This is a genomic window from Anaerostipes rhamnosivorans (assembly GCF_005280655.1).
Lineage (GTDB): Bacteria > Bacillota > Clostridia > Lachnospirales > Lachnospiraceae > Anaerostipes > Anaerostipes rhamnosivorans.
Genome location: NZ_CP040058.1, coordinates 3,456,007 through 3,474,152, shown reverse-complemented (window position 1 = coordinate 3,474,152; position 18,146 = coordinate 3,456,007). Strand labels below are relative to the sequence as shown.

Below are 18,146 nucleotides of genomic sequence, written 5' to 3'. Positions count from 1 at the left end.
CATTGGAGAAGGCAAAAGAGTTTTTAAAAAATAAAAAGAATCGGACTGCTGTGGCAGCCGCCGCTGCGGTGATCCTGGGCATAGCTATGTATTTTGGACTTAGCCGGGGAGGGAATAATGCACAGGTGCTCTATAAAGCAGAAAAAAAGCTCCCGGACAAAAAAAGCAGCGAAATGGTCATTGGGATTCAAAACTATCAGGGCGGTCTGCACCCGGCCTTTGCTGAGTACTCAGGGGAGAAGGCTCTTTCAGAACTTTTATTTTCACCGCTGATCAGGATCAATGCCGACGGCACAACAGAATATGTCCTGGCAGACAGCGTCGACGTTTCCTCTGATCACAAGGAATATACTGTGAAATTAAAAAGCGGCTTAAAGTACAGTGACGGCTCAAAGCTCACAGCAGACAAAGTAAAAAAAGATCTACTGCTTTTGGGCGACGGAAGATCATCTTTTGCCTACAAAGACTGCTTTGCACGGCTGAAAGGCTACGACAGCGGAAAACTGACTCAGGCAGAGGATTTGGAAGGGATCCGGGTTGAGGATGATACAACCTTGATCTTTAAGTTCACTGAGGCAGATCCGGCCAACATGTATCTGTTTACAGGAGGCATCGGCGAAGTGAGCGATCGGAGCAAAAATAAGTATCTGTATACTGGTGCATACAGACTCAAGGGCCAGCCGGCAAACCTGCCGATTGAGCTTAAGGCCAATCCAGAGTTCTATGATGGAGAAGCACAGCAAAAAAAATTAACGGTTAAAAATATCAACAGCAATAACATAGAAGAAATGCTCACAAAAGGAAGGGCAGATATCGCACAGTTTCAGGCAAACAAAAGCTTGATTGCCAGCCTGAAGAAATCAGGGGTCATCAGCCTTTATTATGGAAGCAGCGACATTCAGACGGTCCTTGATTTCCATCAGGGTAAAAAGTCTGCTGTCAATAAGAAAGAGGTGCGCCAGGCGGTTTGTTATGCATTTCAGAAGGAAACGTTCGTAAAAGAATCTGCAGGCGACAGTGCTTCACAGTCCTTCTCCAATTTTAAAGAAGGAAGCTTTCTTGCGGGGAGAGAAAAAGAGGCATATCCTTATTCTAAAGAGGATGCGGTAAAAACCCTTGAGCGTGCAGGATATAAAAAAAATAAAAAAGGAATCTTTGAGAAAGAAGGAAAAGAACTGTCTCTGACATTAAAAGCTGACGGGATTTTATATGCGGATCTATTTGTAAAACAGTTTTCCAAGGATATGAAGGCGGTTGGAATCAAGGTCCAGACCACAGATACGTCAGAATATGATCTGTATTATCACAACACGGCAGTACCTGGACTTACTTCAGTGGGCGGATTTCTGGACGAGAGGAATTTCCAGGATGAAAAAATATCAGCATATGAGAGTAAGCTTAAAAAAGCCGGAGATCTGAAAGAAGCGGGCGGAATCTGCCGGGAGTTGGACGAAAAAATCATGGAACAGGCCCTCTGTATGCCGGTTTATGCGGAGAGAAAATTCACTGCGGTAGGCAACGGAAGCCACAATATAAAAGTAACAAACGTAGAGCAGCCTTTCAGTGAGCTGTGGAAATGACAATAAAGTTGGACAGAGATAGACCAGAGGAGGCAGACGTGTCTGTCTCCTTATCTTTTGTTATATTCCTTGATTTCATTTTATGTAGACAGAACTTTCTTTTGGGTCAGGGCATAAACTAGAGTGAAGAAGTGAATACAAAAGTTGACTTTTTTGATAGAAAAATGTACGATTAATTTCAGATGTCTTGTATTGACAAGGCTTAAGATGGAGTTTATACTATTTCATATATTACATACTAGAAAAGTATGAAATAAAGAAGGGGCAAGAAATGGATTGGTTATTTATAGAACGAAACATACCTCTCTATATAGAGGCAACAAAACTGACATTGGGGATCGGGGCTCTGGGAGTCGTTTTGTCAGTGGTGATCGGATTCTTATGTTCCATGGTTCGCTATTATAGAGTTCCTGTGTTAAACAGGATTGTAGGGATTTATATAGAGCTTTCCAGAAATACGCCTCTGTTGATTCAGCTGTTTTTTCTCTACTACGGTCTGCCGAAGATCGGGATCAAGCTCAATGCTTTTATCATTGCCGTCATAGGACTGACCTTTTTGGGAGCCAGCTACATGTCCGAAGCTTTCCGGGGAGGACTGGAAGCGGTCAATAAGATTCAGGAGGAATCAGGTCTGAGCATTGGCCTTACCAAGTTTCAGCTGATGCGTTATATTATCCTGCCGCAGGCTTTGGCTATCGCCATGCCGTCGGTGGGGGCCAATGTGATCTTTCTTTTGAAGGAGACCTCTGTGTTCAGTGCCATTGCACTGGCAGACTTAATGTTTGTGGCCAAGGATTTGATCGGAATGTACTATAAAACAAATGAAGCGTTGTTTATGCTGGTCGTCGCTTATTTGATCATCTTACTTCCGATATCTGTGATTTTTAGTTTGTTAGAAAGGAAGGCTCGCTATGCTGGCTTCGGGAATTAATATTTTATTTGAAGGGAAAAACATGGTCCGTCTCATGTCAGGTCTGGCCGTGACAGTTAAGATTGCCCTGATCGCGGTGGTCCTGTCTCTGGTTTTCGGAGTGATCTTCGGGATCATCATGACTTCCAGGAATTTTATCGTTAAGGCAGTGTGCAGGCTTTATCTGGAGGCGATCAGGATCATACCGATCTTAGTATGGCTGTTTTTGTTTTATTTCGGATTAACAAGAGCGCTTGGCATTCATCTGGAAGGAGAATTTATCTCCATTGTGGTATTCACCATGTGGGGCACGGCGGAGATGGGAGATATCGTTCGGGGAGCCGTAACTTCTATGCCGAAGCACCAGACAGAGAGCGGCATGTCACTGGGACTTACGAAGCTTCAGATTTACCGCTATATTTTAGTCCCGCAGACGGTCAGGAGAGTGCTTCCGGGTGCGATTAATCTTGCCACCAGAATGGTGAAGACTACATCCCTTGTAGTGATCATCGGCGTGGTAGAAGTGCTGAAAGTCGGACAGCAGATCATCGAGGGCGGAATCCTGAACACCCCCACAGCACCGCTCTGGGTCTATGGATTTATATTTTTCTTATACTTCATCCTCTGTTACCCGATTTCGATCGTAGCAAAGAGGCTGGAAGCAAAATGGCAAAGTTAGGAGTTGGCAAATGGGTAATCAGTTATTGAAAATCAGTCATTTAAAAAAATCATTTGGGGAGACAGAGGTATTAAAAGATATCTCTTTTGATATAAATAAGGGAGAGGTAGTTGTCATCTTAGGCCCTTCCGGGTGCGGGAAGAGCACCCTGCTTCGATGTATCAACGGCCTGGAGGAATTCCAGGGCGGGGAGATCAGCCTGGACGGACAGAACCTTTCGGATGGGAAAGTGCCGTGGCATTTGATCCGCCAGAAGATCGGCATGGTATTCCAAAGCTATGACCTTTTCCCGCACATGACCATTTTGGATAATATTCTGCTGGGGCCGGTAAAGGCTCAGAAGAGAGATCCCAAGGAAGTGAGAGAGATGGCCGTTTCCTTGTTAAAAAGAGTGGGACTGGAAGAGAAAAAGGATTCTTATCCGAGACAGCTGTCAGGAGGACAGAAGCAGAGAGTTGCCATCGTAAGATCTCTCTGTATGAATCCTGAGATCATGCTGTTTGATGAGGTGACAGCCGCTCTGGATCCGGAAATGGTAAGAGAGGTTCTGGATGTTATGCTGGAGCTTGCAAAGCAGGGTATGACCATGGCTATCGTGACCCATGAGATGCAGTTTGCAAAGGCTGTGGCGGACCGTGTGATCTTCATCGATGAGGGCCGTATTGTGGAACAGAACACCCCGAAGGAGTTTTTTGAACATCCGCAGACGGAACGGGCACAGAAGTTTTTAAACATGTTTAATTTTGAGGAGATGAAAAAAGATGAAAAAATTTAGCAAGATTTTAGTGGTACTGGCAGTCCTAAGCATGGCTATCGGCCTGATGACAGGATGCGGAAGTAAAAAGTCTGACGAAAGCGACAACCAGTCTTCCGTGGAACAGATTAAGAAGAACGGAAAGATCAAGGTTGGTGTATTCAGCGATAAACCGCCATTTGGTTATGTAGATAAAAACGGAAAGAACCAGGGGTATGATGTGATGCTGGCCCGCCGTCTGTCAAAGGATTTATTCGGCGATGAAAACAAAGTGGAATTTGTGCTGGTAGAGGCGGCAAGCCGTGTGGAATTCCTCCAGAGTAACAAAGTGGATGTGATCCTCGCCAACTTTACTGTCACTGACGAGAGAAAAGAAGTCGTAGATTATGCTCTTCCATATATGAAGGTGGCTCTCGGTGTGGTATCACCAAACGGAAAAGTGATCACGGACGTCAAACAGTTAAAAGGAAAGAAGCTAATCGTAAACAAAGGGACAACGGCAGAGACATATTTCACCCAGAAATATCCTGACATTGAGCTTTTAAAATATGACCAGAACACAGAAGCTTTTAACGCGTTAAAGGACGGCAGAGGAGCCGCGCTGGCACATGACAATACGCTTGTTTATGCATGGGCAAGAGAAAACAAAGGATTCACCACAGGGATTAAATCTCTGGGAGAACATGACTTTATCGCGCCGGCTGTCAAAAAAGGAAATGATGATCTGAAGAAATGGCTGGACGAAGAGATCACGAAACTTACAAAAGAAGGATTCTTCGAGAAGGATTATAAGAAGACACTGCTTCCGGTATATGGAAAGACTGTTGATTCCGATACCATTATCATGAATGAAAAAGAATTAAAAGAATATAAATAAGATGGATCTGCCCGGGAAATATTGATTGTCTCCCGGGCAATTTTTTTTGATGATCTTTCTAAAATGGGGTAAGATCACGCCTCCTGACTGGGAATACATCAAGTGGCTTTCATGTGGAAGGAACCATCGGTGGAAGGCGCAAAGCTTGAGGTCAGGAACTCAGAAGGAGAAGAGGACATCGTTGGATACCAAAGACAAATGTAAAATATTGACAAGTTGAATCGGAGGAGATATAATAAAATAAAAAAATTAGGAGGGCGCCATGTTAAAGTTAGAGATAAAACTAGATGAAGCAAAAATTAAGTCAGAGCATAAATATGATGTAATCAGTATTTATCAAACTCTTGAAAAGAGTTTTTTTAAGTATGATATTCCTATGAATAAGGAAAAAGATGGGACATTGGTTTTTTACGGAAGAGGACATGCAAGAGACTATGGTGCCTTTGGAGCTGTCATAACTTCGCTGAAAGAAAAGGGTTGGTTCATGGACTATGTTATTAAGTGAGTATGGTATAATAGTGACGATGGGCTGAATGAAGAAGATTATTCTGTGGAGGATGTGCTGTACCACTATACAAGGAGAATAAGTGTTGCATGATGTCAGATCGTGAGAAAAAGTTTTACAAGGCAGTTTATTTTGATTTAAGTACCAGGGCTTTGGAAGAGAACTACTCCAGGCAGAGTCCTCAAAATGCATATCACCTAATTCGTAATTTTTTTCAAAAAGAGAAGTTTTCCCATGTCCAGTATTCAGGATATCATACTACATTTAAAACAACAGATTTATATGTGTATGATTTGATTCGTACAATGTCAGCGGAATTCCCATGGCTCCGTCTTTGCATCAGCAATTTTGAAGTGACGAATATAGGACGGAATCACGATTTGTTGGATTTATTTACCGGTGAGGCTGAGGAGATGGAGCCGCTCCCGTAAATTTAAAAAAACTAGTTGACGTTTTCGGTACCATATGATATATTACTACAGTATCACTGCCGAAGACAGCAGGTGCCGCAAGGCATAACGTAAACTACCTGCCGAGGATGATGATTAGTCAAAAGCTAATTGTGCCCTTTGTCTTTGCGGACAAAGGGCTTTTCTTATATTTAGATTCCACGCGGCGGTACACTAAAATAAATCAAGGAGGTGCACCATTTCATCATGGCAAAAGTAGAATTAAAACAACCTATCGTTAACGAAATCAAAGAATTGCTTACAGATGCACAGTCAGCAGTTTTAGTTTCTTACCGCGGTATCTCTGTAGAAGAAGATACAGCAATGCGTAAGGAATTAAGAGAAGCAGGTGTAGACTACAAAGTATACAAGAATACAATGATTCGTTTTGCGGTAAAAGATACGGAATTCGAACCGTTATCTGCTGATCTTACCGGACCGACTGCAATCGCTGTTTCTAAAACAGACGCAACAGCACCGGCAAGGATCCTGGCAAAATACGCAAAGAAGATCGAAGTATTCAACCTGAAATCTGCAGTTGTAGAAGGAACTTTCTACGACAAAGACGGCGTACAGGTTATCGCAAGCATCCCGTCAAGAGACGAATTACTTGCAAAATTCCTCGGAAGCATCCAGTCTCCTATTACAAACTTTGCTCGTGTTATTAAACAGATCGCAGAGAAAGACGGAGAAGCTCCGGCAGAAGAAGCAACAGAAGCGGCTGAATAATCAGCGGTTTACATTAAATTAATTATCAGGAGGAAATAAAAATGACAACTCAGGAAATTATTGAAGTTATTAAAGGTTTATCAGTATTAGAATTAAATGAATTAGTAAAAGCATGCGAAGAAGAATTCGGTGTATCTGCAGCAGCAGGTGTTGTTGTAGCAGCAGGCGGAGCAGCAGACGGTGCAGCAGCTGAAGAAAAAGATGAGTTCGATGTAGAGCTTACAGAAATCGGCGGAGCTAAGGTTAAAGTCATCAAAGTTGTCCGTGAAGTAACTGGTTTAGGATTAAAAGAAGCGAAAGAATTAGTTGACGGAGCTCCTAAAGTAATCAAAGAAGCTGCATCTAAAGCAGAAGCAGAAGACATCAAAGCTAAGTTAGAAGGCGAAGGAGCAAAAGTAACTTTAAAATAGTTCTTTGTTCAATATCTAATGTAAGAAAACTTCATGAAAGAATCGGCTGACTCTGTCAGTCCGATTCTTTTTGCGTCTGTCCAAATTAACGCTTGACATGCGATGGACACTGTGGTATTATTAGGCGATGCTTTAGTATGGGATTGTATGCCCATAGCCAAGCCTTTTTTTCGTTATTTAAATTGTGAGAGATTCGCACAATAAGTAGTATATAAACCATGTAGAAATCAAGAGGTGAACACGTCCATGGAAAAAAACAGAATTCAACCAATGAAATCGGGTACGAGCATAAGGATGAGTTATGCGAGACAAGATGACGTCTTGGAAGTACCGAACCTTATTGAAATCCAAAAGGACTCTTACAACTGGTTCCTGGGGGAAGGACTCAAAGAGGTATTTGAGGACATTTCTCCGATTGGGGATTACAGCGATCAGCTCAGCCTGGAATTCATCGATTTCAAGCTGTGCAGAGATGATATTAAATATTCCATTGAAGAGTGTAAGGAGAGGGATGCCACATATGCCGCTCCGATGAAGGTGAAAGTAAGACTTCATAATAAGGAAACGGATGAAATCAAACAGCATGACATTTTTATGGGCGATTTACCTTTGATGACTGACACGGGAACTTTCGTGATCAACGGAGCTGAGCGTGTTATTGTCAGCCAGCTGGTCCGTTCTCCTGGTATCTACTATGGGATTGCCCATGATAAGATCGGTAAGAAACTGTACTCTGCTACAGTTATACCAAATCGTGGAGCTTGGCTCGAGTACGAGACAGACTCCAACGACGTCTTTAATGTGCGTGTGGACCGTACTAGGAAGGTGCCGATCACCGTATTGATCCGTGCTCTTGGTATCGGGACCAATGCAGAAATCAAGGAATTATTTGGAGAAGAACCGAAGATCCTTGCAAGTATGGAAAAAGATCCATCTGATAACTATGAAGATGGTCTATTAGAGTTATATAAAAAGATCCGTCCGGGTGAGCCTTTGTCTGTGGACAGCGCAGAGAGCCTGATCAACAGCATGTTCTTTGATCCGAGACGTTATGACCTTGCCAAAGTAGGACGCTATAAGTTCAATAAGAAGCTGGCGTTCAGAAACCGTATCACGGGACATATGCTGGCGGAAGATGTCATTGACACCTCCACAGGAGAGATTCTTGCGGAAGCAGGGACGGAAGTCACACTGGAACTGGCAGACCAGATCCAGAATGCCGCAGTGCAGAGTGTATTGATCCAGACCGAATTCGGCAATACCAAAGTACTATCTAATATGACCGTAAACATGGACGAATATGTAGATTTCGACCCGGAAGAACTTGGCATCCATGAGAACGTTTTTTACCCTGTGCTGGAGAAGATCCTGGCAGAAGGTTTAAGCGGCGACGAATTAAAGAATGCAATTAAAAAGAATATCCATGATCTGATTCCAAAGCATATTACAAAGGAAGATATTTTAGCTTCTATTAATTACAATATGCATCTTGAGTATGAAATCGGAAACCATGATGACATTGACCACTTAGGAAACCGTAGGATCAGAGCGGTCGGAGAACTTTTGCAGAACCAGTACCGGATCGGACTTTCCCGTCTGGAAAGAGTTGTGCGTGAGAGGATGACGACCCAGGATATTGAGACGATCACACCTCAGTCTCTGATCAACATCAAACCAGTGACTGCGGCAGTGAAGGAATTCTTCGGAAGTTCCCAGCTCTCCCAGTTCATGGATCACAACAATCCACTGTCTGAGCTGACGCATAAGCGCCGCCTGTCTGCATTGGGACCTGGTGGATTGTCAAGAGACCGTGCCGGATTCGAGGTCCGGGATGTACATTATTCCCATTACGGAAGAATGTGTCCAATCGAGACCCCGGAAGGTCCGAACATCGGTCTGATCAACTCCTTAGCTACCTATGCAAGGATCAACGAGTATGGATTTATCGAAGCTCCATACCGTGTATTGGATAAAACAGATCCGGAAAATCCGGTTGCGACCGATGAGGTTGTCTATCTTACTGCTGATGAAGAGGATAACTTCGTCGTGGCACAGGCCAATGAACCTCTCGATGAGGATGGACATTTCGTCCACACCCATGTAACCGGGCGTTTCCGTGAAGATACTTCAGAATTTGATAAAGCAAACCTGGATCTGATGGATGTATCGCCTAAGATGGTATTTTCTGTAGCTACCTCTATGATCCCGTTCCTGGAAAATGACGATGCGAACCGTGCCCTCATGGGGTCCAACATGCAGCGTCAGGCTGTGCCGCTGCTTTCCACAGAAGCGCCGGTGGTAGGAACAGGTATGGAATCTAAGGCAGCTTTTGACTCTGGTGTTTGTATTGTTGCAAAGAATGACGGAGTGGTAGAGAAGTCTACCAGCACCAGGATCGTAGTCCGCAGAGACTCCGACGGCGGCAAGGATATCTACAATGTCATCAAGTTTGCAAGGAGCAACCAGGGGAACTGTATGAATCAGCGTCCGATCGTCTTTGAAGGGGATCACGTCAAAAAGGATGACATCCTGGCAGACGGTGCCTCCACTAAGAGCGGAGAGATGGCTCTCGGTAAAAACCCTCTGATCGGATTTATGACCTGGGAAGGTTACAACTATGAGGATGCAGTCCTATTAAGCGAGCGTCTGGTTCAGGAAGATGTGTACACTTCTGTTCATATTGAAGAGTACGAGGCAGAGGCCCGTGATACCAAACTTGGACAAGAAGAGATTACAAGAGATCTAGCAGGTCTTAGTGAGGATGTGTTAAAAGACCTGGATGAGAACGGTATCATCCGCATTGGAGCGGAAGTGCGCGCAGGAGATATCCTGGTTGGAAAAGTAACTCCAAAGGGAGAGACAGAGCTGACAGCAGAAGAGCGTCTGCTCCGTGCCATCTTCGGTGAGAAGGCAAGAGAAGTCAGAGACACCTCCTTAAGAGTTCCTCACGGAGCTTACGGTGTCGTTATGGATACAAAGATCTTTACAAGAGAAAATGGAGACGAACTGCCTCCTGGAGTAAATAAAACAGTCCGCGTCTACATTGCACAGAAGAGAAAGATCTCTGTGGGAGATAAGATGGCCGGACGTCACGGTAACAAGGGTGTAATTTCACGTATTCTTCCGGTGGAAGATATGCCGTATCTTCCGAACGGACGTCCGCTGGACATCGTGCTGAACCCATTGGGTGTGCCGTCACGTATGAACATTGGGCAGGTGCTGGAGATCCACTTATCCCTTGCGGCTAAAGTATTAGGATTTAATGTTGCGACTCCGGTATTTAACGGGGCCGATGAGAATGATATTGCGACGACACTGGAAATGGCTAACGACTTTGCCAATACCAGCTGGGAAGATTTCGAAGCGAAATGGACAGAACGCGTTGACGCAAGCGTGATAGATTACCTTAAGGCAAATAAGGATCACAGAAAAGATTGGGAAGGTGTGCCGATCGACAGTACCGGAAAAGTAAGATTAAGAGACGGACGTACCGGCGAAGAGTTTGACAGTCCGGTTACCATCGGATTCATGCATTATCTGAAGCTCCATCATCTGGTTGACGATAAGATTCACGCGCGTTCCACAGGTCCGTACTCTCTTGTTACACAGCAGCCGCTGGGAGGTAAAGCCCAGTTCGGAGGACAGCGTTTCGGAGAGATGGAGGTTTGGGCTCTGGAGGCTTATGGGGCATCCTATACACTTCAGGAGATCCTGACCGTTAAATCCGATGACGTCATCGGACGAGTGAAGACATACGAGGCAATCATCAAAGGTGATAATATCCCTGAGCCGGGTATTCCGGAATCCTTCAAGGTACTGTTGAAAGAGTTCCAGTCCCTGGCGTTAGACGTCAAGGTACTCGATGAAAATGCGCAGGAAGTAGAGATCAAGGAAAATGTGGACCTGGCTGAAAACAATCAGGACCTGAAGCCGATGATCGAAGGGGACAGCGTATTTAATAATTATGAAGAAAGCGAAGATTCCCTGGGAGCTTTAGGATTTAAAGAGGGGAACTTTGAAGATGGCGAAGACACTACTATTTCATAGGAGTGCAGTTAGAAGGAAGGAGCAACCTTAATGATAGGATCAAGCAACGAATATGCAAATCATAAAATTGCCTTTGATGCAATTAAGATCGGGTTGGCTTCCCCGGAAAAGATCCGTGAGTGGTCCAGGGGAGAAGTAAAAAAACCTGAAACCATCAACTATCGTACCTTGAAGCCTGAAAAAGACGGACTTTTCTGTGAGAAGATCTTCGGGCCGAGCAAGGACTGGGAATGTCATTGTGGTAAATATAAAAAAATCAGATATAAAGGTGTTGTCTGTGACCGATGCGGCGTAGAGGTAACAAAAGCCAACGTACGCCGTGAACGTATGGGACACATCGAACTGGCGGCTCCGGTCTCCCACATTTGGTATTTCAAAGGAATTCCAAGCCGTATGGGACTGATCCTGGATATTTCTCCAAGGAGCCTTGAAAAAGTATTGTATTTCGCCTGCTACATCGTTCTGGATGCAGGGGAGACAGACCTGGCTTACAAACAGGTACTGACAGAAAAAGAATACAGGGATGCCTACGACAAATACGGAACTTCCTTCCGTGTGGGGATGGGTGCTGAATCCATCAAGGAACTGCTGGAAGCCATTGATCTTCCGGCAGAGGCAAAATCCCTGAAAGACGAATTTAAGACAGCTACAGGACAGAAAAGGGCAAGGATCGTAAAACGCCTGGAAGTCGTGGAAGCCTTCTTAAACTCTGAAAACAACCCGGAATGGATGATCCTGGACGTTGTTCCGGTCATTCCTCCTGATATCCGTCCAATGGTACAGCTGGACGGAGGACGTTTTGCAACTTCTGACTTGAATGATCTTTACAGAAGGATCATCAACCGGAACAATCGTCTGAAACGTCTTCTGGAACTTGGAGCTCCGGATATTATCGTAAGAAACGAAAAACGTATGCTCCAGGAAGCGGTGGATGCTCTGATCGACAACGGCCGCCGTGGACGTCCGGTCACAGGACCAGGTAACCGTGCATTGAAATCCCTTTCTGATATGCTGAAAGGTAAACAGGGACGTTTCCGTCAGAACCTGCTTGGAAAACGTGTTGACTACTCAGGACGTTCTGTTATCGTTGTCGGGCCGGAACTGAAGATTTACCAGTGCGGTCTGCCAAAAGAGATGGCAATCGAATTGTTTAAGCCATTTGTAATGAAAGAACTGGTGGAAAGGAAACTTTCCCATAATATAAAGTCTGCCAAGAAGATGGTGGAAAAACTCCAGCCGGAAGTGTGGGATGTGCTGGAGGATGTCATCAAGGAACATCCGGTTATGCTGAACCGTGCACCGACTCTGCATAGACTTGGTATCCAGGCGTTTGAGCCGATCCTTGTAGAAGGTAAGGCCATCAAGCTGCATCCATTGGTATGTACTGCTTACAACGCCGACTTTGACGGTGACCAGATGGCTGTCCATCTTCCGCTTTCTGTGGAAGCTCAGGCAGAGTGCCGTTTCCTTTTATTGTCACCGAACAACCTGCTGAAACCTTCCGACGGAGGTCCGGTAGCCGTTCCTTCTCAGGATATGGTCCTGGGAATCTACTATCTGACTCTGGAAAAAGAGGGAGATAAGGGTGAAGGCAAGTACTTTAAGTCAGAAAATGAGGCATTTCTTGCCTACGAGAATAAAGCGATCACACTGCACGCAAGGATCAATGTAAGGCGTACAAAGGTCGATAAGAACGGAAATAAAATCTCTAAAGTCGTGGAATGTACTCTGGGAAGGATCTTATTCAACGAGATCATCATGCAGGACCTGGGATTTGTAGACCGCTCTGACCCGGAAAACGCCCTGAATCTGGAGATTGATTTCCATGTAGGAAAGAAACAGTTAAAACAGATTCTTGACAAATGTATCAACATCCACGGTGCTACCAAGACCGCGGAAGTGCTGGATGATATCAAGGCACTCGGTTATAAGTACTCCACAAGGGGTGCCCTGACAGTTTCCATCTCCGACATGACAGTGCCGGAAGAAAAGAAAGAAATCCTGGCAAAAGCACAGGATCAGTCAGAGTTTATTAACAATCAGTTCAAACGTGGACTGATGACTGAGGAAGAACGTTACAAGGCGGTTGTCAAGACATGGTTTGATGCCGATGATGTTCTGACCGACAAGCTGATTACAGGATTAGATAAATACAATAACATCTTCATGATGGCCGATTCCGGAGCCCGTGGTTCCAACCAGCAGATCAAGCAGCTGGCAGGAATGCGTGGACTAATGGCCGATACGTCAGGACGTACCATCGAACTGCCGATCAAGTCAAACTTCCGTGAAGGTCTGGACGTATTGGAGTACTTTATCTCCGCCCACGGTGCGAGAAAGGGACTTTCCGATACGGCTCTTAGAACTGCCGATTCAGGATACCTGACGAGACGTCTCGTAGACGTGTCCCAGGATCTGATCATCAGAGAAGCAGACTGCGGACTGGATCCGGACGGACAGATTCCGGGTATGTACGTGGAAGCGTTTATGGACGGACAGGAAGTCATTGAAAGTCTTCAGGACCGTATCACAGGACGTTACGCTGCTGAGGAGATCAAACATCCTGAGACAGGAGAGGTGCTTGTAAAGGCAAACCACATGATCACACCGAGAAGAGCAAAGACCGTCATTGATGCCGGACTTACTAAGGTTAAGATCAGAACTATGCTGACCTGTCAGTCCCAGGTGGGATGCTGTGCCAAGTGTTACGGCTCCAACATGGCGACCGGTCAGGCCGTACAGGTGGGAGAAGCAGTCGGAATCATTGCTGCCCAGTCCATCGGTGAGCCTGGTACACAGCTGACCATGCGTACGTTCCATGCCGGAGGAGTTGCCGGTGACGATATCACACAGGGTCTTCCTCGTATCGAAGAGCTTTTCGAGGCAAGAAAGCCGAAGGGTCTTGCGATCATCTCTGAGTTTGCAGGAAAAGTGCAGATCAAGGATACGAAGAAGAAACGTGAAGTTGTCATCACCAACAAAGAGACCGGAGATATGAAGGCGTATCTGATTCCTTACGGTTCCAGACTGAAAGTCATGGAAGGCCAGGAAGTGGAAGCCGGAGACGAGCTGACAGAAGGTTCCGTCAACCCGCATGATATCTTAAAGATCAAGGGTATCCGCGCCGTTCAGGACTATATGATCCGTGAAGTGCAGAGAGTATACCGTCTGCAGGGTGTAGATATCAACGACAAGCACGTCGAGGTCATCGTGCGCCAGATGCTTAAAAAGGTCCGCATCGAAGAAGGCGGCGACAGCGAGTATCTGCCAGGTGCCATGATCGACGTACTGGAATTTGAAAAGACAAACAGGGAGCTGGAAGAAAGAAACTTAGAGACTGCAAAGGCGGAACAGATCATCCTTGGTATCACCAAGGCATCTCTTGCCACAGACTCCTTCTTATCCGCAGCATCCTTCCAGGAGACAACCAAAGTCCTCACCGACGCGGCCATCAAAGGAAAGGTCGATCCGCTGGTAGGATTAAAGGAAAATGTTATCCTCGGAAAACTGATCCCTGCAGGAACCGGAATGAAACGGTACCGCAATGTTAAGATCAACACAGAAGAAGAAGAACTGACACTTGAAGACGAAATCGATTTCGAGTAGGGTTTTAACAGATCCCGCCCCTGGATTTTCCCAGTGGGCGGGGTTTGTGGTATAAAATGTTCGGAAATCCCCTTGACAAACGATTTTTGCACATTTATAATTAAAAAATGCGCGTAGATATCTATGTGCAACAACAGATCATAAGTAACTACAGCAGAAAACATGCATGGAGGTGAAAATTAATGCCAACTTTTAACCAATTAGTTAGAAAAGGGAGAAAGACATCTACTAAGAAGTCTACAGCACCAGCTCTTCAGAAAAGTTTTAACTCTTTAAAGAAGAAATCTGTAAACACCAGCTCTCCTCAGAAGAGAGGGGTTTGTACAGCTGTTAAAACTGCGACTCCTAAAAAGCCTAACTCTGCTCTTCGTAAGATTGCCAGAGTACGTCTTTCTAACGGTATCGAAGTAACAAGCTATATCCCAGGTGAGGGACATAACTTACAGGAACATAGTGTTGTTCTGATTCGTGGTGGTCGTGTTAAGGACTTACCAGGTACTCGTTACCATATCGTTCGTGGAACACTTGATACAGCAGGTGTTGCAAACAGAATGCAGGCTCGTTCCAAATACGGAGCTAAGAGACCGAAGAAATAATCAAACGAAACTAAATTGGTACAAAGCAGCGTAAGTCTTACGCTACCTTGTATAGTTGTGCCGGAAATGAATGTTTTCCCTGTAGTACAGGAGATAGATATAAATTCTGGCACGATCAGGCATTGAGCGCTTGAAGGCCGGCGGAAAGCCGGTAGCTGCGCAAGGATGAATGAGTACCGATGAATTAAGGCCGGCGGTATAAAATTTCTGCCGTTGGCAATTATTAAGGAGGGAAGAAACGTGCCACGTAAAGGACATATTGCGAAAAGAGATGTTTTGGCGGATCCTATTTACAATAACAAAGTTGTGACCAAATTGATCAACAACATCATGTTAGACGGTAAAAAAGGAGTTGCCCAGAAGATCGTATACGGTGCATTTAACCGTATTGAAGAAAAAGCTGGAAAGCCTGCCCTTGAAGTATTTGAAGAGGCAATGAACAACATTATGCCTGTGCTGGAAGTAAAGGCTAGACGTATCGGTGGAGCTACCTACCAGGTGCCGATCGATGTGCGTCCGGACAGAAGACAGGCCCTTGCACTCCGTTGGTTGACTTTATACTCTCGTAAAAGAGGAGAAAAGACAATGGAAGAAAGGCTTGCAAACGAAATCTTTGATGCGTCCAACAACACTGGAGCATCTGTAAAGAAAAAAGAAGACATGCACAAAATGGCAGAAGCAAACAAAGCATTCGCACACTACAGATTCTAATCTGGTGTGCGGGGCCTACCGCTTTATCCGAAAAACAATAGGAGGAAAAGATCTTGGCTGGAAGAGAATATCCATTAGAGAGAACCAGAAATATTGGAATCATGGCTCATATCGATGCTGGGAAAACCACTTTGACAGAGCGTATCCTCTATTATACTGGTGTAAATTATAAGATCGGTGATACTCATGAAGGTACTGCTACCATGGACTGGATGGAGCAGGAACAGGAGAGAGGAATCACGATCACTTCTGCAGCGACTACATGTCACTGGACTCTCCAGGAAAACTGCAAACCAAAAGACGGAGCATTAGAACACCGTATCAACATCATTGATACACCGGGACACGTTGACTTCACTGTAGAAGTAGAGCGTTCACTGCGTGTACTTGACGGTGCGATCGGTGTATTTGATGCAAAGGGTGGGGTAGAGCCACAGTCTGAGAACGTATGGCGTCAGGCAGATACCTACAATGTACCAAGGATGGCATTCATCAACAAGATGGACATCTTAGGTGCAGACTTCTACGGTTCCGTAGATCAGATCAAAGACCGTCTTGGTGCCAATGCAGTTATGATTCAGCTGCCAATCGGCAAAGAAGATGACTTCCAGGGTATCATTGACCTGTTTGAAATGAAAGCCTACATCTACAACGATGACAAGGGTGAAGATATTTCAATCACAGATATCCCTGAAGATATGAAAGATGATGCAGAGATGTATCACACTCAGTTAGTAGAACAGATCTGTGAGTTAGATGACGATCTGATGATGGAATACCTGGAAGGGGAAGAGCCATCTATAGAAGCATTAAAAGCAGCATTAAGAAAAGGAACATGTGAATGTAGTGCGGTTCCGATCTGCTGTGGTACTGCTTACCGCAACAAGGGTGTTCAGAAGTTACTGGACGCAGTTCTTGAGTTCATGCCTGCACCGACAGATATCGAGGCAATCAAGGGTGTGGATGAAGACGGAAATGAAGTCGTGAGACATTCTTCAGATGAAGAACCTTTCTCAGCGCTGGCATTTAAGATCATGACAGACCCATTCGTTGGAAAGCTTGCTTTCTTCCGTGTTTATTCCGGAACAATGAATTCAGGTTCCTACGTATTAAATGCAACAAAACAGAAAAAAGAGCGTGTTGGACGTATCCTTCAGATGCATGCCAACAAGCGTGAAGAGTTAGATAAAGTATACTCAGGTGACATTGCTGCGGCTGTTGGATTTAAGTTCACAGCAACAGGTGATACGATCTGTGATGAGAAGAGTCCAGTAATCCTGGAATCTATGGAATTCCCAGAGCCGGTTATCGACGTTGCGATCGAGCCTAAGACAAAAGCGAGCCAGGGCAAGATGTCAGAAGCTCTTGCAAAACTTGCAGAAGAAGATCCGACTTTCAGAGCTCATACAGATGAAGAGACAGGACAGACCATCATCTCCGGAATGGGTGAGCTTCACCTGGAGATTATCGTAGACCGTCTGCTCCGTGAGTTTAAAGTAGAAGCTAATGTAGGTGCTCCACAGGTTGCATACAAAGAGTCCTTCACAAAAGAAGTGGATGTGGACAGCAAATATGCAAAACAGTCTGGTGGACGTGGACAGTACGGACACTGTAAAGTACACTTTGAGCCAATGGATGCCAATGGTGAAGAACTGTTCAAGTTTGAATCCACTGTTGTCGGCGGTAACATTCCGAAGGAATATATCCCGGCAGTCGGAGCTGGTATCGAGGAAGCTGCTCAGTGCGGTATCCTTGGAGGATTCCCGGTACTTGGTGTGAAAGCTACTGTATACGATGGATCTTACCATGATGTCGATTCCTCAGAGATGGCCTTTAAGATCGCCGGTTCTATGGCATTTAAAGAAGCAATGCAGAAAGCCGGAGCTATCATCTTAGAGCCGATCATGAGAGTCGAAGTTACAACTCCTGAAGATTACATGGGAGATGTTATCGGTGATATCAACTCACGCCGTGGACGTATCGAGGGTATGGACGATGTTGGAGGCGGAAAGATCATCAGAGCTTTCGTTCCTCTTGCGGAAATGTTCGGATACTCAACAGACTTACGTTCCAGAACACAGGGCCGTGGAAACTACTCTATGTTCTTCAACAGCTACGAGCCGGTACCGAAGAGTGTACAGGAAAAAATCATCGCTGACAAAACAAAATAAGCAGGTTTTTTTCATTAAAAATTTGCTTGAATTCTTCAAAGAAATGAAATATAATCAAGGGTAGGACGGCCTTTGGTAAGGTGAATCGTCGACCCGGTAGTAAATAATAATTTATCTATTTG

At 45.0% G+C, this 18,146-nt stretch carries 14 protein-coding genes and 1 other annotated feature; all 14 genes read left to right on the top strand.

The genetic code is table 11. The annotated features are described in order from the left end of the window. The first annotated feature begins 2 nt into the window (after nucleotides 1-2). The 14 genes from AR1Y2_RS17175 to fusA all read left to right on the top strand — a co-directional run bounded on the left by AR1Y2_RS17175 (nucleotide 3) and on the right by fusA (nucleotide 18,024). On the top strand, nucleotides 3-1,580 hold the full coding sequence (locus tag AR1Y2_RS17175) for an ABC transporter substrate-binding protein (RefSeq protein ID WP_243118799.1): 1,578 nt from the start codon (nucleotides 3-5) through the stop codon (nucleotides 1,578-1,580). A gap of 271 nt (nucleotides 1,581-1,851) precedes the next feature. Beyond that, nucleotides 1,852-2,511 carry an amino acid ABC transporter permease gene (locus AR1Y2_RS17170; RefSeq protein ID WP_137330068.1) on the top strand — a complete coding sequence of 220 codons (660 nt, stop codon included), beginning with the start codon at nucleotides 1,852-1,854 and terminating at the stop codon, nucleotides 2,509-2,511. Continuing rightward, entirely contained in the window at nucleotides 2,492-3,169 is a 678-nt protein-coding gene (locus AR1Y2_RS17165) for an amino acid ABC transporter permease (RefSeq protein WP_137330067.1), read from the top strand. Before AR1Y2_RS17170 ends, AR1Y2_RS17165 begins: the two co-directional genes overlap by 20 nt. A gap of 10 nt (nucleotides 3,170-3,179) precedes the next feature. Next, nucleotides 3,180-3,944, top strand: a complete 765-nt coding sequence (locus AR1Y2_RS17160; RefSeq protein ID WP_137330066.1) for an amino acid ABC transporter ATP-binding protein — start codon at nucleotides 3,180-3,182, stop codon at nucleotides 3,942-3,944. Further along, nucleotides 3,931-4,800 (top strand): cysteine ABC transporter substrate-binding protein, encoded by an 870-nt coding sequence (locus tag AR1Y2_RS17155; protein ID WP_137330065.1) that lies wholly within the window; start codon nucleotides 3,931-3,933, stop codon nucleotides 4,798-4,800. Before AR1Y2_RS17160 ends, AR1Y2_RS17155 begins: the two co-directional genes overlap by 14 nt. 262 nt (nucleotides 4,801-5,062) lie before the next feature. After that, nucleotides 5,063-5,305 carry a hypothetical protein gene (locus AR1Y2_RS17150; protein WP_243118798.1) on the top strand — a complete coding sequence of 81 codons (243 nt, stop codon included), beginning with the start codon at nucleotides 5,063-5,065 and terminating at the stop codon, nucleotides 5,303-5,305. Between the two features lie 89 nt (nucleotides 5,306-5,394). Then, nucleotides 5,395-5,736, top strand: coding sequence for a virulence associated protein D (locus AR1Y2_RS17145; protein ID WP_137330064.1), 342 nt, complete (start codon nucleotides 5,395-5,397; stop codon nucleotides 5,734-5,736). Between the two features lie 41 nt (nucleotides 5,737-5,777). Then, nucleotides 5,778-5,910 (top strand) — a sequence feature (ribosomal protein L10 leader region). A gap of 51 nt (nucleotides 5,911-5,961) precedes the next feature. Then, complete coding sequence (gene rplJ, locus AR1Y2_RS17140) at nucleotides 5,962-6,483, top strand: 50S ribosomal protein L10 (RefSeq protein WP_137330063.1); 522 nt, start codon at nucleotides 5,962-5,964, stop codon at nucleotides 6,481-6,483. Between the two features lie 41 nt (nucleotides 6,484-6,524). Then, complete coding sequence (gene rplL / locus AR1Y2_RS17135; RefSeq protein WP_024729148.1) at nucleotides 6,525-6,893, top strand: 50S ribosomal protein L7/L12; 369 nt, start codon at nucleotides 6,525-6,527, stop codon at nucleotides 6,891-6,893. Nucleotides 6,894-7,139: 246 nt separating this feature from the next. Beyond that, entirely contained in the window at nucleotides 7,140-10,940 is a 3,801-nt protein-coding gene (gene rpoB, locus AR1Y2_RS17130; protein WP_137330062.1) for a DNA-directed RNA polymerase subunit beta, read from the top strand. 30 nt (nucleotides 10,941-10,970) lie between these two features. Beyond that, nucleotides 10,971-14,546 (top strand): DNA-directed RNA polymerase subunit beta', encoded by a 3,576-nt coding sequence (rpoC, locus tag AR1Y2_RS17125; RefSeq protein WP_137330061.1) that lies wholly within the window; start codon nucleotides 10,971-10,973, stop codon nucleotides 14,544-14,546. Nucleotides 14,547-14,728: 182 nt separating this feature from the next. Further along, nucleotides 14,729-15,142 (top strand): 30S ribosomal protein S12, encoded by a 414-nt coding sequence (rpsL, locus tag AR1Y2_RS17120; RefSeq protein WP_137330060.1) that lies wholly within the window; start codon nucleotides 14,729-14,731, stop codon nucleotides 15,140-15,142. A gap of 240 nt (nucleotides 15,143-15,382) precedes the next feature. Further along, nucleotides 15,383-15,853: a 30S ribosomal protein S7 gene (gene rpsG, locus AR1Y2_RS17115; RefSeq protein ID WP_024729154.1), complete on the top strand. Its 471-nt coding sequence runs from the start codon at nucleotides 15,383-15,385 to the stop codon at nucleotides 15,851-15,853. Between the two features lie 101 nt (nucleotides 15,854-15,954). Then, nucleotides 15,955-18,024, top strand: a complete 2,070-nt coding sequence (gene fusA / locus AR1Y2_RS17110) for an elongation factor G (protein WP_243118917.1) — start codon at nucleotides 15,955-15,957, stop codon at nucleotides 18,022-18,024. The last annotated feature ends 122 nt before the right edge of the window (nucleotides 18,025-18,146 follow it).

What these genes read in the sequence shown, in the direction of transcription:
- AR1Y2_RS17170 (WP_137330068.1), top strand. Translation starts at nt 1,852, where the DNA reads ATGGATTGGTTATTTATAGAACGAAACATACCTCTCTATATAGAGGCA.
- AR1Y2_RS17165 (WP_137330067.1), top strand. Translation starts at nt 2,492, where the DNA reads ATGCTGGCTTCGGGAATTAATATTTTATTTGAAGGGAAAAACATGGTC.
- AR1Y2_RS17160 (WP_137330066.1), top strand. Translation starts at nt 3,180, where the DNA reads ATGGGTAATCAGTTATTGAAAATCAGTCATTTAAAAAAATCATTTGGG.
- AR1Y2_RS17155 (WP_137330065.1), top strand. Translation starts at nt 3,931, where the DNA reads ATGAAAAAATTTAGCAAGATTTTAGTGGTACTGGCAGTCCTAAGCATG.
- AR1Y2_RS17150 (WP_243118798.1), top strand. Translation starts at nt 5,063, where the DNA reads ATGTTAAAGTTAGAGATAAAACTAGATGAAGCAAAAATTAAGTCAGAG.
- AR1Y2_RS17145 (WP_137330064.1), top strand. Translation starts at nt 5,395, where the DNA reads ATGATGTCAGATCGTGAGAAAAAGTTTTACAAGGCAGTTTATTTTGAT.
- rplJ (WP_137330063.1), top strand. Translation starts at nt 5,962, where the DNA reads ATGGCAAAAGTAGAATTAAAACAACCTATCGTTAACGAAATCAAAGAA.
- rplL (WP_024729148.1), top strand. Translation starts at nt 6,525, where the DNA reads ATGACAACTCAGGAAATTATTGAAGTTATTAAAGGTTTATCAGTATTA.
- rpoB (WP_137330062.1), top strand. Translation starts at nt 7,140, where the DNA reads ATGGAAAAAAACAGAATTCAACCAATGAAATCGGGTACGAGCATAAGG.
- rpoC (WP_137330061.1), top strand. Translation starts at nt 10,971, where the DNA reads ATGATAGGATCAAGCAACGAATATGCAAATCATAAAATTGCCTTTGAT.
- rpsL (WP_137330060.1), top strand. Translation starts at nt 14,729, where the DNA reads ATGCCAACTTTTAACCAATTAGTTAGAAAAGGGAGAAAGACATCTACT.
- fusA (WP_243118917.1), top strand. Translation starts at nt 15,955, where the DNA reads ATGGCTCATATCGATGCTGGGAAAACCACTTTGACAGAGCGTATCCTC.